Origin of the sequence: Petralouisia muris (assembly GCF_004793545.1) — a bacterium.
GTDB classification, from domain to species: domain Bacteria; phylum Bacillota; class Clostridia; order Lachnospirales; family Lachnospiraceae; genus Petralouisia; species Petralouisia muris.
Genome location: NZ_SRYA01000021.1, coordinates 43,923 through 59,080, shown reverse-complemented (window position 1 = coordinate 59,080; position 15,158 = coordinate 43,923). Strand labels below are relative to the sequence as shown.

Below are 15,158 nucleotides of genomic sequence, written 5' to 3'. Positions count from 1 at the left end.
GCTATTCTAGAATTCTTTTTCTAATTCGTCAATAAAGTATTGATAACTGGGCGATACATTTTTATGCAAATGTAAGCAACTGCCTATTTTATCGGCCCATTCACATTTTGCTCTTCCAATCTCAGAATAACCTCCGCCAGCTTTCTTTTTAAGCTGGGACAGGCCATGAGGATAGACGATATCTGCTGATACTTCCCAGGTTTTGCAAATTGCATCCTGTTCATATCTTTTTATGTATTGCATTTTGGCGTCTGAGAATCCATTTCCAGCATTTTTTCATTTCTTCCGCCTTAAGCTGTTGAAATGGCAATTTAACAAATATTAAAGAAATATTAATTATTCTGCGAGAAAAAACGCAAGAACCCATAAACTCTTTTTCTTATAATAATAGAAAAGTGAAAGGAAACCGGCAGAAGCCGGCAGGAGAAAGAAGGAGTGTTTATGGGACAAAAGGTTTTAGAGCGAAGAAAAAACAGCGACTGGGAACTGCAGGTAATTCCAGGGACATATTATATAGATTTTGACCAGGAGGATGAATTCAGACAGTCTTTGAGCCGGCGGTCCCAAAAAGCTGCCGGGCGCAGGAAGAAAAAGAAGAGCCGCAGAATTGGCAGAATATTGCTGGGCGCCGGCGCATTGTATCTGCTTGCAGTCAGCCTGCCGGCAGCTGGAAGAATTCTGATAAGCAAAAAGACAGAATCGGAGCGGTTTTTGAGCCGTCTGGAATCGGAAGCGGCAGGGGAAGCTTATCCGGAAGAATTGCTGGAAATGCTGGAGAAGAATGAAGAAACCTATGAGTTTGTGTCGGGTTATCCCAACCGTGCAGATTATATGGGAAAAGAAATTGATTTGACGGCTGATTACATGGACGGGAAAACGCCCTTATTGATGCAGTGGGACATGCGCTGGGGATATGACAGCTACGGGCAGGATATGATAGCTGTGGCAGGGTGCGGGCCCACCTGTATGACAATGGCATATTTGTACCTGACAGGAGACCTTTCGATGAATCCCCGCAGGATGGCGGAATACGCCTGTGAAAATGGCTTTTGTACAGAGGCGGGGACAAGCTGGGAATTTTTTACAGCGGGAGCTGCAGAACTTGGATTGTCCGGCAGTGAGCTGCCGTTGGGGGAAACCCAGATAAAACATGCTCTGGATCAGGGAAACCTGGTGATCTGCAGTATGCGGCCGGGGGATTTTACCACCACCGGACATTTCATTTTGCTGCGGGGGTATGATGAAAAGGGATTCTATGTAAACGATCCCAACAGCAAAAAGAATAGTGAAAAACAGTGGGATTATGATCGAATCAGCGGCCAGATCAAATGTTTATGGAGTATTGGAGCTGAAAAGTGAAAATTGCAGCAAAAAAGGGCTGTCGGAAAATGACTGATTTCCCCAATATATGGCAGGAAGGTTTTGAACTGCAACCATATATTGGGGATGAATTTCGTTTTCCGGCAGCTTTCTTTTTAATGATTCATTTTAATTGCGGCTTCCACGAATCCGCGGAACAGCGGGTGAGGCCGATTCGGCCGGGATTTCAATTCTGGATGCGCCTGTGTGGCAATGTACCAGGGATGATCCGGAATCTCAACCATTTCCACAATCCGTCCGTCAGGGGAAAGTCCGCACAGTTTCATGCCATGTTCTGTCAGGACAGAACGGTAATCATTGTTTACTTCATAACGGTGACGGTGCCTTTCATGGATGGTATCTGTCCCGTATACCTGATAAGCCAGGGAGGACTTGTCCAGAATACAGGGATAGGAGCCAAGACGCAAGGTTCCTCCGATATCCTCCACATCACTCTGATCCGGCATCAGCGCAATGACAGGATGTGTCGTGCCTGGATTCAGCTCAATGCTGTGTGCGTCTCGAAGGCCGCAGATATGCCGGGCGTATTCCACAATAGCAAGCTGCATTCCAAGGCAGAGTCCCAGGAAGGGCACTTTATGCTCTCTGGCGTACCGGCAGGCAAGGATTTTCCCGTCAATGCCCCGATCTCCGAAACCGCCGGGAACCAGGATTCCCTGTACGCCGCCCAGTATCTGATTAATATTTTCCTCATTTAAAAGTTCGGAATCCACCCATTTAATATTTACGGTGGCGCGTTCTGCAATTCCGCCGTGCTTTAAAGCTTCCACCACAGAAATATAAGCGTCATGAAGGGAAATGTATTTTCCTACCAGTGCAATTTCCACTTCTTTATCCGGATTGCGCAGTGCGTCTACCATATCAATCCAGTCGGTCAAATCAGGCTCCGGACAATCCAGCCGGAGACATTCGCAGGCCACCTGGGCCAGATTTTCTTTCTCCATGGCAAGAGGGGCCTCATAGAGGTATTCCACATCCAGATTCTGCAGTACATGGCTGTCCGGCACATTGCAAAACAGTGCAATCTTATCTTTAATTCCCTGATCCAGCGGATGCTCGCTGCGGCATACAATGATGTCAGGCTGGATTCCCATTCCCTGCAGCTCCTTTACGCTTGCCTGGGTTGGCTTGGTCTTGATTTCACCGGAAGCAGAAATATAGGGAATCAGGGTGACGTGGATTAAAATGGCATTTTCATGGCCCACCTCGTGTTGAAATTGGCGGATGGATTCCAGAAAAGGCTGGCTCTCAATGTCGCCTACCGTACCGCCTACCTCAATGATGGCGATGTGGGTTTCCTCTGTGGTAAAATTCCGGTAGAACCGGCTCTTGATCTCATTGGTGATATGAGGAATTACCTGAACAGTGCCGCCGCCGTAGTCCCCCCGGCGTTCCTTCTGCAGCACAGACCAGTAAACCTTTCCGGTGGTAACGTTGGAATTTTTACTTAAATTTTCATCAATAAAGCGCTCATAATGTCCCAGATCCAGGTCCGTTTCCGCACCGTCATCCGTGACAAATACTTCTCCATGCTGAATGGGATTCATAGTACCAGGGTCAATGTTGATGTAAGGATCAAATTTCTGCATGGTAACTTTGTATCCCCGGGCTTTCAGCAGACGTCCCAGGGAAGCGGCAGTGATTCCCTTACCGAGACCAGAAACAACTCCACCAGTGACAAAGACGTATTTTACGGGCATAGGAAGCTCCTCCTTTATAGTTGTGAACATTTTTACGAAATATAACTAACTCATTATACAACCTGTGTGGGAAGAATGCCAGAACTTTTGGTGAAAATCTTCAATTAATTGTAATAAGAATGTCATTAATATTGGAATACTGTTTATAAAAACTTTAGAAATTGTTCCCGAAAGTTTCGGAGAATTGTATTGATTTTCAGGTCAAATACACATATAATTGAAAAAGGCGCTGTGAAACAGAATGTTGCAGCATGCAGGAGGAAATAAATGGAGAACAAAGGAAACAATAATAATAACGGCGGCAATAATAATAATAGCGGCAATAATAAAAATGGCATGACAATTATGATTTTTATTCTGGCCGCATTGCTGGTGCTGTTTTTGACAAGCTTGCTGAATAGCTGCGCCAAAGACGCCACCAACAAAGAAATCACATATTCTGAGTTTATAGATATGGTAGAGAAGGACAAGGTAGAGTCTGTAACCTTCACATCCAGCAGAATTAACATTACTCCCAAAGGAGAGAATAAATTATACCGAATTAATTATTATACGGCAGAGCTTAACGATGAGAGCCTGCTCCCTCTTCTGAAAGAGCATGGCGTCAAATTTGGCGGAACGGTGGAAGATGTTTCTTCTGTAATTATGTGGAATATGTTAAGCTATATCCTTCCGCTGGTGCTGGTATGGGTTTTGCTGTATTTCTTGATTTTCCGTAAAATGGGAAGCGGCGGTATGATGGGAGTTGGAAAAACAACAGCGAAAGTCTACGTGGAGAAGTCCACAGGCGTTACCTTTAAGGATGTGGCGGGACAGGATGAGGCAAAGGAATCCCTGCAGGAGGTTGTGGATTTTCTGCACAATCCCAGGAAATATACGGATATCGGAGCCAAGCTGCCCAAGGGCGCACTGCTGGTAGGACCTCCCGGAACAGGGAAAACACTGTTGGCAAAAGCAGTGGCAGGAGAGGCGAAGGTGCCCTTCTTCTCACTGGCAGGTTCCGATTTTGTAGAGATGTTTGTAGGCGTGGGCGCCTCCCGTGTCCGGGACTTGTTTAAAGAAGCCCAGAAGCAGGCTCCCTGTATTATTTTTATTGACGAAATTGACGCTATCGGCAAGAGCCGCGATACCAGATACGGCGGCAATGATGAAAGAGAGCAGACCTTGAATCAGCTTCTGGCAGAAATGGATGGATTCGATACATCCAAGGGGCTTTTAATTTTGGCGGCTACCAACCGTCCGGAGGTGCTGGATAAGGCGCTGCTGCGTCCTGGGCGTTTTGACCGGAGGATTATTGTAGATAAACCGGATTTAAAGGGAAGGGTAGAGACGCTGAAGGTGCATGCTAAGAATGTACTGCTGGATGATTCCGTAGATTTGGACGCTATTGCGCTGGCAACCTCCGGGGCAGTAGGTTCAGATCTTGCCAATATGATTAATGAAGCGGCCATCAATGCGGTAAAGCAGGGCCGGAAATATGTAAACCAGAGCGATTTATTTGAATCTGTGGAAGTGGTCATTGCCGGAAAAGAGAAAAAGGACCGGATTATGGGGCCGAAAGAGAAGAAAATGGTGGCCTACCACGAAGTGGGACACGCCCTGGTTACCGCCTTGCAGAAAGATGCGGAGCCGGTGCAGAAGATTACCATTGTCCCCAGGACCATGGGAGCCCTTGGCTATACCATGCAGGTGCCCGAAGAAGAAAAATTCCTTATGACCAAGAATGAGCTGGTAGCTCATCTTGTTACTTATATGGGCGGCCGCGCTGCAGAAGAGATTGTATTTGATTCCGTAACCACAGGCGCTTCCAACGATATTGAGCAGGCAACGAAGATTGCCAGGGCCATGGTAACCCAGTATGGTATGTCAGAGAAATTCGGCCTGATGGGGCTGGTAACCATTGAGAACCAGTATCTGGATGGAAGAGCCAGCTTAAACTGCGGCGAAGAGACAGCGGCCCAGATCGATCAGGAAGTAATGAAAATTCTCAAAGAAAGCTATGACGAGGCAACCCGTCTGCTTCTGGAGAACAGGGAAATTCTGGATAAGATTTCCCAGCATCTCTATGAACATGAGACCATCACTGGCAAAGAATTTATGAAGATTTTCCGAGAATTAAAAGGAATTCCGGAGCCGGAAGAGAAGACAGAGGCGGAGAAGGCGGCGGAAGGCTTTCAGGCAGAAAGCGCCAAAAGCTGGGAAGTGAAGGAAGAAGAAATACTGGTGAATACTCTGAAGGAAGAGGATTTGCCCCCGGAAATTACCGGGGCGAAAGAGGATTTGTCTCCTGAGAATACCAGAGCGAAAGAGGAGGATTTGCCAAAGGAACAGAGTCTGGAAGTGAATACATTGGAAGGAGAAGAACTTCCCGGAGAGCTGACGGCATTGCAGCGGGAGGACAGAAGTTCAGGGGATGAGGCCAAATCAGAGACGGAGGTAGAGCTTATTCCTGTAATGGTCAACATGCCCAAAGTGCAGGAAACCGTCTCAGAAGAAGAGGCGAAGCCTGCGGATGTAGAGACAAAGGAAGAGCTTAAGCCTGCGGATGTAGAGACAAAGAACGAAGCGAAGCCCGCAGAAGCAAAGAAAGATCCGAAGCCGGCTTCACTGGAGCTATCTACTCCGGAAGAACTGGGCTTCTTCCCAGCGAAAAAAGGCAGCGGTAAGAAAGGAAAGAGCGTCCCTGTGAAAGGAGAAGCGTCCGTGCAGGAGAAGCCGCAGCCAGAAAAAAAAGAGGAAGCTGAGGAAGATTATCTGGATCAATTGTTAAAGGAATTGAAGTAATGTTTGATATTCAGGAAGAATTGAAAAAGCTCCCCCAGAAGCCGGGAGTGTATCTGATGCATGATAAGAAGGATACCATTATTTACATTGGAAAGGCGGTTAGCCTGCGGAATCGGGTACGGCAGTATTTTCGGCCAAGCCACAATGAAGGGCTGAAAAAGGATCAGATGGTAAGGCAGATTGAACGGTTTGAATATATTATCACCGATTCTGAGCTGGAAGCCCTGATTCTGGAATGCAACCTGATCAAAGAACATCGCCCCAAATATAATACTATGCTGAGGGATGACAAGACATATCCTTATATTAGAGTGACGCTGGGAGAAGATTTTCCCAGAGTCCTCTTTTCACGTCAGATGAAAAAGGACAAATCCCGCTATTTCGGGCCCTACACCAGTGCAGGCGCAGTAAAGGATACCATAGAACTGATTCAGAAAATCTATACACTGCGCACTTGCAATCGTTTGCTGCCCAAAGATATTGGGAAAGAGCGGCCCTGCCTGAATTACCATATTCACCAATGCACGGCGCCCTGCCAGGGGAATGTCAGCAAAGAGGATTACCGCAGGCAGATAGGCAGAGCGCTGGAATTTCTCAACGGAAATTATCAGCCGGTGATAAAAGAACTGGAAGAGAAGATGCAGGCTGCTTCTGAGGACATGAATTTTGAGAAGGCCATTGAATATCGGGAATTGTTAAAGGCGGTGAAGCAGATTGCCCAAAAGCAGAAGATTACCAGTTCAGATGGAGAAGATAAGGATCTTATTGCTATGGCGGCGGACGAAGAGGATGCAGTGGTCCAGGTATTTTTTATCCGGGACGGCAGGCTGATCGGAAGAGATCATTTTCATGTAAATATTGGCAGCGATGAGAATACCAGATCCCAGATCCTTGCCACCTTCCTGAAACAGTTTTATGCAGGGACGCCCTTTATTCCAAGGGAACTGGTCATACAGGAGGAGATTGAGGAGAGGGAAGTTATTGAAGAATGGCTGAGCCAGAAACGTGGGCAGAGAGTGTATCTCCATGTGCCGAAGAAAGGAACCAAGGAGAAGCTGGTGGAACTTGCAGCCCAGAACGCTGCCATGGTTCTGACACAGGATAAAGAGAAAATCAAGCGGGAAGAAGGAAGAACTATCGGCGCTTTAAGAGAGATCGGAAAACTGCTGGAATTGGAGGATTTGAAACGGGTGGAAGCATATGATATTTCCAATATCAGCGGATTTGAAACGGTGGGTTCCATGGTGGTGTATGAGAAAGGGAAACCCAAACGCAGCGATTATCGTAAGTTTAAATTGCGCACAGTAACCGGGCCGGATGATTACGGCTCCATGCATGAGGTGCTGACCAGACGGTTTTCCCACGGCATGAGAGAGCAGGAAGAATTAAAGGAACGGAATCTGGAAAATGACTATGGAAGCTTTACCCGGTTTCCGGATCTGATTATGATGGACGGCGGGAAAGGGCAGGTGAATGTTGCGCAGAAGGTTTTGGAAGAGCTGGGGCTTCATATTCCCGTTTGCGGCATGGTAAAGGATGATAATCACCGCACCCGCGGGTTATACTATCTAAATCAGGAGATCCCCATTGACAGGCATGGAGAGGGATTCAAGCTGATTACAAGAATTCAGGATGAGGCCCACCGGTTTGCCATTGAATACCACAGATCCTTAAGGAGCAAGGAGCAGGTGCATTCCGTATTGGATGATATTCCAGGCATCGGCGCTGCAAGGAGAAAAGCGCTGATGCGGGCCTTTCAGTCACTGGAGGAAATCCGGAACGCCCAGATAGAGACATTGGCGGAAATTCCTTCTATGAACGAGCGGGCGGCCAGGGCAGTTTATGAATTTTTCCACAGAGGTGATATTGAAGAAGAATCATAACTGTGATAAGATTAAGTGAGAGAATCAGCCATGAATTTTTGGGCTGTCAGGCAAAACATAATGCAAAATAATTGTGCCGCCAAAGGCTATGCCCGGAACATCCAACTGAAAGAAAGGAGATGCGGATGAAAGGCGTAAGTGTAAAAAAAATAGTAGAAAAAATGAACTTAAAAGTACTGAATCCGGAGATAGATATCCGGAACCGAAAAGTTACTACGGCAGAAGTCAACCGTCCGGCATTGCAGCTTACAGGATATTTTGACCATTTTGAGAAAAGCAGAATTGAAATTATCGGCAGGGTGGAACATACTTATGTGCAGAAATTAAGCCAGCAGGAAAAGTTGGATGTATACCGGAAGTTTCTGTCTTATCAGGTTCCCTGTGTGATTTTCAGCCGGGATTTGGAACCGGATTCGGATTTTCTCAGGATTGCAACGGAAAATGACACCCCCGTACTTTCCACAGATTATGGAACTTCCGCATTTATGGCTGAACTGATTTATTATCTGGGAGAGGTGTTAGCGCCCTGCATTTCCATTCACGGAGTTCTGGTGGATGTTTACGGCGAAGGACTTTTGATTATGGGAGAAAGCGGCATTGGAAAAAGTGAGGCTGCATTGGAGCTGATTCGCCGGGGACACCGTCTGGTCAGTGATGACGTGGTAGAAATCCGCAAGATCAATAAACGTACCCTGGTAGGCACCGCGCCGGATATTACAAGATATTTTATCGAATTGCGGGGCGTAGGGATCATTGACGTAAAGACCCTCTATGGAGTGGAATGCGTCAAAGAGAAACAGAACATCGATCTGGTGATTAAGCTGGAAGACTGGAAGAAGGATAATGAGTATGACAGGCTGGGCCTGGAAGAAGAATATACAGAATTTCTTGGAAACAAGGTGGTGTGCCATTCTCTTCCCATACGTCCGGGCCGTAATCTGGCTGTCATCTGCGAGTCAGCGGCCGTCAACCACAGACAGAAGAAAATGGGTTACAATGCGGCAAAAGAGTTGTATCGCAGGGTACAGGAGAATCTGCAGAAAACCGATGATGATGAGCTGGAAGAATAAAATATTTGCAAAATAAGAATCAGGAGGAAGAACCAATGGAAAGAAAAAATGCATGGAAAAAATATCCGGAAGGAAAGCGTGAGGAAATATTTGCCTTTGGAGAAAAATATAAGAAATTTATTTCTGACTGCAAGACAGAAAGAGAGTGCGTCACAGAGCTGATTGCGCAGGCAGAAGCGGCAGGCTTTGAGGATTTGAAGGAGGTTCTGGCGTCAGGAAGAACCCTTCAGGCCGGAGATAAAATTTATGCGGAAAATATGGGAAAGCTGCTGGCATTGTTTGTCATAGGGAAACAGCCCTTAGAACAGGGTATGAATATTCTGGGGGCCCATATTGATTCTCCCAGACTGGATTTAAAACAGGTGCCCCTGTATGAAGATACGGAGTTGGCGCTTTTGGATACTCACTATTACGGCGGCGTCAAGAAATACCAATGGGTAACGCTGCCTTTGGCCCTTCACGGAGTTATTGTGAAAAAAGACGGAACGAAAGTGGTTGTAAATATTGGAGAGAAAGAAGAGGATCCGGTATTCGGCGTCAGCGATTTGCTGATCCATCTGTCTGCAGACCAGATGGAAAAGAAAGCATCCAAGGTAATTGAAGGAGAAAACCTGGATGTGCTGGTAGGCAGCATTCCCTTTGAAAGCGAAGAGGATGAGAAAAAGGCCAAAGAGACAGTCAAAACAAATGTACTGAATATTTTAAAGGAACAATACAATATAGAAGAAGAGGATTTTCTGTCTGCGGAAATTGAGGTGGTTCCGGCTGGAAAGGCAAGGGATTACGGCTTTGACCGCAGTATGATTATGGGATATGGACATGATGACAGAGTATGCGCCTATCCGTCTTTTGCGGCAATTGCAGAGGCAGGCGTCTGCGAGAAAACCAGCGTGTGCCTGTTAGTAGACAAGGAAGAAATCGGAAGCGTAGGGGCAACCGGCATGGAGTCACAGTTCTTTGCCTATACGGTGGCAGAGATTTTAAATAATATGAAAGGTTTCGACCAGATTGTGTTCAACCGTGCCATGAGCAATTCCAAGGTGCTTTCCTCAGATGTGAGCGCAGCTTACGATCCCCTGTACGCGTCGGTTATGGAGAAGAAGAATGCTGCTTATTTCGGAAACGGCCTGGTATTTAATAAATACACAGGCTCCAGAGGAAAAGGCGGCTCCAACGACGCCAATCCGGAATATATGGCGGAGCTTCGCAGGATTATGGATGATAACCATGTGTCCTTCCAGACCTCAGAGCTGGGCAAGGTAGATCAGGGAGGCGGCGGAACCATCGCATATATTCTGGCAAATTATAATATGTCGGTCATTGACAGCGGCGTACCAGTGCTGAATATGCATGCACCCTGGGAAATTATCAGTAAAGTGGATCTTTATGAAGCAAAATTGGGCTATAGAGCATTTTTGAAAGAGGCATAATGTGAAGGAAGAATTTTTAGAGCATCTGCAGACGATTTTACGAGAGGATCAGTGGGCGTTAGAGGAAGATATGAAAAGCCACGTGACCTTCCGCACCGGAGGGCCGGCAGAGTATTATGTACGGCCAAAACGGCGGCAGGTTCAGCCGGTAATCTCTCTGTGCAGCAGATTTGGCATTCCCTGGATGGTAATCGGCAACGGCAGCAATTTGCTGGTGGGGGACAAGGGCATCAGGGGACTGGTGATGGAAATCGGGAGAAAGATGAATAAAATTTCTGTAAATGGAGAGCAGATTACTGCAGAAGCAGGAGCGCTTTTGTCTTCTGTGGCCAGGCATGCCGCCCAAAAGGAACTGACAGGTATGGAATTTGCCTCTGGAATTCCGGGAAGCGTAGGCGGGGCAGTGGTGATGAATGCAGGAGCCTACGGCGGAGAAATGAAGCAGATTATAAAAAGTGTGGCAGTTCTGACTCCTGCAGGGCAGGAACTGGAGCTTGAGGCAGGGGAACTGGAGCTGGGATACCGGCACAGCTGTATTCCAAAGAACCGGTATATTGTACTGGAGGCAAAGATGCAGCTTGCCAAAGGGAAATCAGAAGAAATCTGTCAGCGGATGGAGGAACTGAAGAAGCAGAGAGTGGCGAAGCAGCCTTTGGAATTTCCAAGCGCCGGAAGTACCTTTAAGCGGCCGGAGGGCTATTTTGCAGGTAAATTAATACAGGACGCCGGGCTTCGGGGATATCAGGTAGGAGGGGCCCAGGTTTCAGAAAAACACTGCGGTTTTGTCATCAACAAAGACAACGCTGTTTCTGCAGACATCCGTCAGCTTATTACAGATGTGCAGGAAAAGGTGGAGACACAGTTTGGGGTGCGTCTGGAGCCGGAGGTAAAATTCATAGGAGAATTCTAGCTGGCCTGAGTATTAGGGAGGAAATGAATTGAAATTTGTGATTTTAACAGGAATGTCCGGCGCCGGGAAAAGTACGGCGCTGAAGATAATGGAAGATATTGGATATTTCTGTGTGGATAATCTGCCGATTGCATTGATTGAAAAGTTTGCGGAACTGGTGAATGTGTCGGGAGGAGAGCTGCAGAAGGCAGCCGTGGGAGTGGATATCCGCAGCGGGCAGGCCTTGGATGAATTGCAGAATGTGTTAGATGAGCTGAATCAGACAGGAATTGATTTTGACATTCTCTATCTGGATTCAGCCGATGAAGTTCTGGTAAAAAGATATAAAGAGACAAGACGCACCCATCCCCTTGCAGCAGGGGAGCGGGTGGACAAGGGGATACAGAAGGAACGGAGACGTCTGGAGTTTTTGCGGAAGCAGGCAGATTATATTGTGGACACCAGCAATATGCTGACCAGGGAATTGAAAGCGGAGCTGGAGAAGATTTTTGTTCAGAATCAGGATTACAAGAATCTGTTTGTGACGATAGTATCTTTTGGATTTAAGTATGGAATTCCTACAGATTCCGATTTGGTATTTGACGTCCGGTTCCTGCCCAATCCCTATTATGTGGAGGGACTGCGGGCTAAGACGGGAAACGACAGGGAAATACAGGATTATGTCATGCAGTATTCGGAAGCGGGTCAGTTTTTAGATAAGCTGGAAGAGATGGTGAAATTTCTGATTCCCTATTATATTACAGAGGGAAAAACAGCCCTTGTGATCAGCATAGGGTGCACCGGCGGAAAACACCGTTCCGTCACCCTTGCCAACGGACTTTTTGAACGGTTGAAGAATCAGAAGGAATTTGGAATCAAAATTGACCACAGAGATATCCAGAAAGATGCACTGCGCAATAAGTAAAGGGATAAGCCAGGAATTTGGAAACCGAATTGCCAAAGGAATGTCCCGGGCGGAATTGAGCGCTAAGCAAGGGAAAACAGCGGGAGGAAAGCGTTATGTCTTTTTCCGGTCAGGTAAAGGAAGAACTGGTGCGCCAGGTTTCCGAAAGCAGGCATTGCCGAATTGCAGAAATTGCGGCAATTTTGAGCTTTGCAGGAAAGACAGAGGAGGCAGGCGGAGAACATATTCTGAGGATTTACACAGAGAATCTTCTCCTTGCCCGGAAATATTTTATCCTGATGAAGAAAACCTTTCAGGTCACGTGCCGGATAGCTGTACGGCAGAATATTTATCTTCACAAGAGCAGAACCTTTGTGATTTCCCTCTTTGGGGAACGAGAAGTGAAGCGTGTGCTGCAGGCGGTGAAATGGCGGAATGAGAAAAATGAGGATATCAGAACCAGAGAACTGGTAAATGGCCTTCTGGTACAGAAATCCTGCTGCCGCAGGGCTTTTATCCGTGGGGCTTTTTTGAGCGCAGGCTCCATGAGCGATCCGGAAAAATCTTATCATTTTGAGATTGTCTGCACCGGAGAGGGAAAAGCCAGGCAGTTGATGGAAATTATTAATAGCTTTGAAATGGACGCAAAGGTTGTGATGCGAAAGAAGAACCATGTGGTATACTTAAAAGAGGGTTCACAGATTGTGGATATGTTAAATATTATGGAAGCCCATGTGTCTTTGCTGAATCTGGAAAATGTGCGGATTATAAAGGAAATGCGCAATTCTGTCAACCGTAAGGTAAATTGTGAAACAGCCAATATCAATAAAACTGTCAGCGCGGCAGTGAAGCAGCTGGAGGATATCAATTATATCAAAAATACCAGGGGGCTGGACAGCCTGCCGGATAATTTAAGGGAGATTGCGCTGGTGCGCCTGGAGTATCCCCAGGCGCCCTTAAAGGAGCTGGGCGCATATCTGGAGCCGGCAGTGGGCAAGTCCGGGGTGAATCACCGGCTGCGTAAATTATCTGAGCTGGCAGAAGAGTTTCGGCAGGCAGAGACAGGAAATGGGTAGCAGACAGTATTTTTGCAGACAGGAAATTTGGAGGAACTATGGAAATAAGGAAGCTTTTATTCGTATTCAACCCTTTTTCCGGAAAGGGCCAGATAAAAAGTAAGCTGTTTGAGATTGTGGATCAGTTTGTGAAAAGCGGATATGAGGTTACAGTTTATCCCACCCAGAAAGCCCAGGACGCCATGGAGCTGGTAAAAGAGCGGGCTGGGGAATATGAACTGGTGGTATGCAGCGGCGGAGACGGTACGTTAGATGAAGTGGTGACAGGAATGATGTGCGGGGACAGCAAGACCCCTATCGGCTATATCCCGTCAGGAAGCACCAATGATTTTGCTAATTCCCTGGATATTCCCAAAGGTGTGGAGCAGGCGGCGGAAATCGCAGTAAATGGGATTCCTTTTTCTTGTGATATTGGGAAATTTAATGAGGATTATTTTGTCTATATTGCAGCCTTCGGTCTGTTTACAGATGTATCCTATGCCACCAGCCAGGAATTGAAGAACCGGATTGGACATATCGCATATATCCTGGAAGGGCTGAAACGGCTTCCATCCATTCAGTCTTTCCATCTTCAGGTTATCTGGGAAGGGCAGACCATAGAGGATGAATTTATCTACGGCATGGTGACAAATTCTACCTCAGCAGGAGGCTTTAAGAACATTACCGGGAAAAATGTCCAGTTGGATGACGGGCTCTTTGAAGTAACCCTGATCCGCATGCCCGGAAATCCCATAGAGCTGAATGAAATTATCGGCAGCCTTACAAATCTGATTGATAATACCGATTCTATCTATACCTTTAAGACAGACAGCTTGTATATCAAAAGTTTAGAGGAGATCCCTTGGACGCTGGATGGAGAATACGGCGGAACTCACAGTGAGGTAGAAATAAGAAATCAGAAGCAGGCAATACAAATTATGGTAAAAAACTCAGAATTATCTGCATAAGACCTTTTCTTTTTGGGAAAAATGGGGTAAAATGTAAATGGTATTTGTCCGCGGGCCATGTTTTGAAATATATTCCCGCCATCATCTTGCCGCAAGGCAGCCTTTCAACAGGCCCCGGGCAAATCATATGAAATTTAGGAGCGTTCCCTGTGCGGGGAACAGAAATGGAGGAAGAGAAATGTTAGTATCTGCAAAAGAAATGTTACAGAAAGCAAAAGCAGGACACTATGCTGTGGGCCAGTTCAACATCAACAACCTGGAGTGGACCAAATCTATCTTACTTACGGCACAGGAATTGAAATCACCGGTTATCCTGGGCGTATCTGAAGGCGCCGGCAAATATATGGCCGGATATAAGACCGTTGTAGGAATGGTAAATGGTATGTTGGAAGAGCTGAATATCACGGTTCCCGTTGCAATCCATCTGGATCACGGCAGCTATGAAGGATGCCTGAAATGCGTAGAGGCAGGATTTTCTTCTATCATGTTTGACGGTTCCCATTATCCCATTGATGAGAATGTAGAAAAGACAAAAGAGCTGGTGAAAATTGCTCATGACAAGGGAATGTCTATTGAAGCAGAAGTAGGCTCTATCGGCGGAGAAGAAGATGGAGTTATTGGTGCAGGAGAATGTGCAGATCCTAACGAATGCAAGGCAATTGCAGATCTGGGCGTTGATATGCTGGCAGCAGGCATTGGCAACATTCACGGCAAATATCCGGACAACTGGGCAGGTTTAAGCTTTGAGACATTGGATGCAGTTCAGCAGAAAACTGGAGATATGCCGTTAGTGCTTCACGGCGGTACCGGTATTCCGGAGGACATGATTAAGAAAGCAATCTCTTTGGGAGTTGCTAAGATTAATGTAAATACAGAGTGCCAGCTTTCCTTTGCAGCAGCTACCAGAGAGTACATCGAGGCAGGCAAGGATCAGCAGGGCAAAGGATTTGACCCGAGAAAATTACTGGCTCCCGGTGCAGAAGCAATCAAAGCAACCGTAAAAGAGAAGATGGAATTATTCGGATCTGTAGGCAAAGCAGAATAATTTTAAAGCTCTTTCCTCAGAGAGTTTTGGATATGTTTCATTTTATTATA

At 46.5% G+C, this 15,158-nt stretch carries 12 protein-coding genes; 10 read left to right on the top strand and 2 right to left on the bottom strand.

Translation table 11 applies throughout. The features are described 5' to 3' along the window. Window positions 1–6 precede the first annotated feature (6 nt). A complete protein-coding gene (locus E5329_RS11985) occupies window positions 7–243 on the bottom strand; it encodes a hypothetical protein (protein ID WP_275443216.1) in 237 nt (78 codons plus the stop codon). Window positions 244–441: 198 nt separating this feature from the next. Here E5329_RS11985 and E5329_RS11980 point away from each other — a divergent pair, with 198 nt between their 5' ends. Beyond that, window positions 442–1,359 (top strand): C39 family peptidase, encoded by a 918-nt coding sequence (locus E5329_RS11980; RefSeq protein ID WP_135989767.1) that lies wholly within the window; start codon window positions 442–444, stop codon window positions 1,357–1,359. A 116-nt stretch (window positions 1,360–1,475) separates the two neighbouring features. On the opposite strand, the gene E5329_RS11975 is transcribed toward E5329_RS11980, so the two are convergent. Further along, window positions 1,476–3,080 carry a CTP synthase gene (locus E5329_RS11975; protein WP_135989766.1) on the bottom strand — a complete coding sequence of 535 codons (1,605 nt, stop codon included), beginning with the start codon at window positions 3,078–3,080 and terminating at the stop codon, window positions 1,476–1,478. 267 nt (window positions 3,081–3,347) lie between these two features. Here E5329_RS11975 and ftsH point away from each other — a divergent pair, with 267 nt between their 5' ends. The 9 genes from ftsH to fba all read left to right on the top strand — a co-directional run bounded on the left by ftsH (window position 3,348) and on the right by fba (window position 15,108). Continuing rightward, window positions 3,348–5,864: an ATP-dependent zinc metalloprotease FtsH gene (gene ftsH, locus E5329_RS11970; RefSeq protein ID WP_135989765.1), complete on the top strand. Its 2,517-nt coding sequence runs from the start codon at window positions 3,348–3,350 to the stop codon at window positions 5,862–5,864. Then, window positions 5,864–7,747 carry an excinuclease ABC subunit UvrC gene (gene uvrC / locus E5329_RS11965; RefSeq protein WP_135989764.1) on the top strand — a complete coding sequence of 628 codons (1,884 nt, stop codon included), beginning with the start codon at window positions 5,864–5,866 and terminating at the stop codon, window positions 7,745–7,747. Before ftsH ends, uvrC begins: the two co-directional genes overlap by 1 nt. A gap of 125 nt (window positions 7,748–7,872) precedes the next feature. Further along, a complete protein-coding gene (gene hprK / locus E5329_RS11960; RefSeq protein ID WP_135989763.1) occupies window positions 7,873–8,817 on the top strand; it encodes an HPr(Ser) kinase/phosphatase in 945 nt (314 codons plus the stop codon). Between the two features lie 35 nt (window positions 8,818–8,852). Further along, window positions 8,853–10,247: an aminopeptidase gene (locus tag E5329_RS11955; protein ID WP_135989762.1), complete on the top strand. Its 1,395-nt coding sequence runs from the start codon at window positions 8,853–8,855 to the stop codon at window positions 10,245–10,247. Window position 10,248: 1 nt separating this feature from the next. Next, window positions 10,249–11,157 carry a UDP-N-acetylmuramate dehydrogenase gene (gene murB, locus E5329_RS11950; RefSeq protein WP_135989761.1) on the top strand — a complete coding sequence of 303 codons (909 nt, stop codon included), beginning with the start codon at window positions 10,249–10,251 and terminating at the stop codon, window positions 11,155–11,157. Between the two features lie 28 nt (window positions 11,158–11,185). After that, on the top strand, window positions 11,186–12,061 hold the full coding sequence (gene rapZ, locus E5329_RS11945) for an RNase adapter RapZ (RefSeq protein WP_135989760.1): 876 nt from the start codon (window positions 11,186–11,188) through the stop codon (window positions 12,059–12,061). 95 nt (window positions 12,062–12,156) lie between these two features. Then, window positions 12,157–13,116 (top strand): DNA-binding protein WhiA, encoded by a 960-nt coding sequence (gene whiA, locus E5329_RS11940; protein WP_135989759.1) that lies wholly within the window; start codon window positions 12,157–12,159, stop codon window positions 13,114–13,116. Window positions 13,117–13,154: 38 nt separating this feature from the next. Further along, window positions 13,155–14,063, top strand: a complete 909-nt coding sequence (locus E5329_RS11935; protein ID WP_135989758.1) for a diacylglycerol/lipid kinase family protein — start codon at window positions 13,155–13,157, stop codon at window positions 14,061–14,063. Between the two features lie 178 nt (window positions 14,064–14,241). Then, on the top strand, window positions 14,242–15,108 hold the full coding sequence (fba, locus tag E5329_RS11930; RefSeq protein WP_135989757.1) for a class II fructose-1,6-bisphosphate aldolase: 867 nt from the start codon (window positions 14,242–14,244) through the stop codon (window positions 15,106–15,108). Window positions 15,109–15,158: the final 50 nt, after the last annotated feature.

Coding starts and splice junctions, on each gene's coding strand:
- E5329_RS11985 (WP_275443216.1), bottom strand. CDS start 243: ATGCAATACATAAAAAGATATGAACAGGATGCAATTTGCAAAACCTGG.
- E5329_RS11980 (WP_135989767.1), top strand. CDS start 442: ATGGGACAAAAGGTTTTAGAGCGAAGAAAAAACAGCGACTGGGAACTG.
- E5329_RS11975 (WP_135989766.1), bottom strand. CDS start 3,080: ATGCCCGTAAAATACGTCTTTGTCACTGGTGGAGTTGTTTCTGGTCTC.
- ftsH (WP_135989765.1), top strand. CDS start 3,348: ATGGAGAACAAAGGAAACAATAATAATAACGGCGGCAATAATAATAAT.
- uvrC (WP_135989764.1), top strand. CDS start 5,864: ATGTTTGATATTCAGGAAGAATTGAAAAAGCTCCCCCAGAAGCCGGGA.
- hprK (WP_135989763.1), top strand. CDS start 7,873: ATGAAAGGCGTAAGTGTAAAAAAAATAGTAGAAAAAATGAACTTAAAA.
- E5329_RS11955 (WP_135989762.1), top strand. CDS start 8,853: ATGGAAAGAAAAAATGCATGGAAAAAATATCCGGAAGGAAAGCGTGAG.
- whiA (WP_135989759.1), top strand. CDS start 12,157: ATGTCTTTTTCCGGTCAGGTAAAGGAAGAACTGGTGCGCCAGGTTTCC.
- E5329_RS11935 (WP_135989758.1), top strand. CDS start 13,155: ATGGAAATAAGGAAGCTTTTATTCGTATTCAACCCTTTTTCCGGAAAG.
- fba (WP_135989757.1), top strand. CDS start 14,242: ATGTTAGTATCTGCAAAAGAAATGTTACAGAAAGCAAAAGCAGGACAC.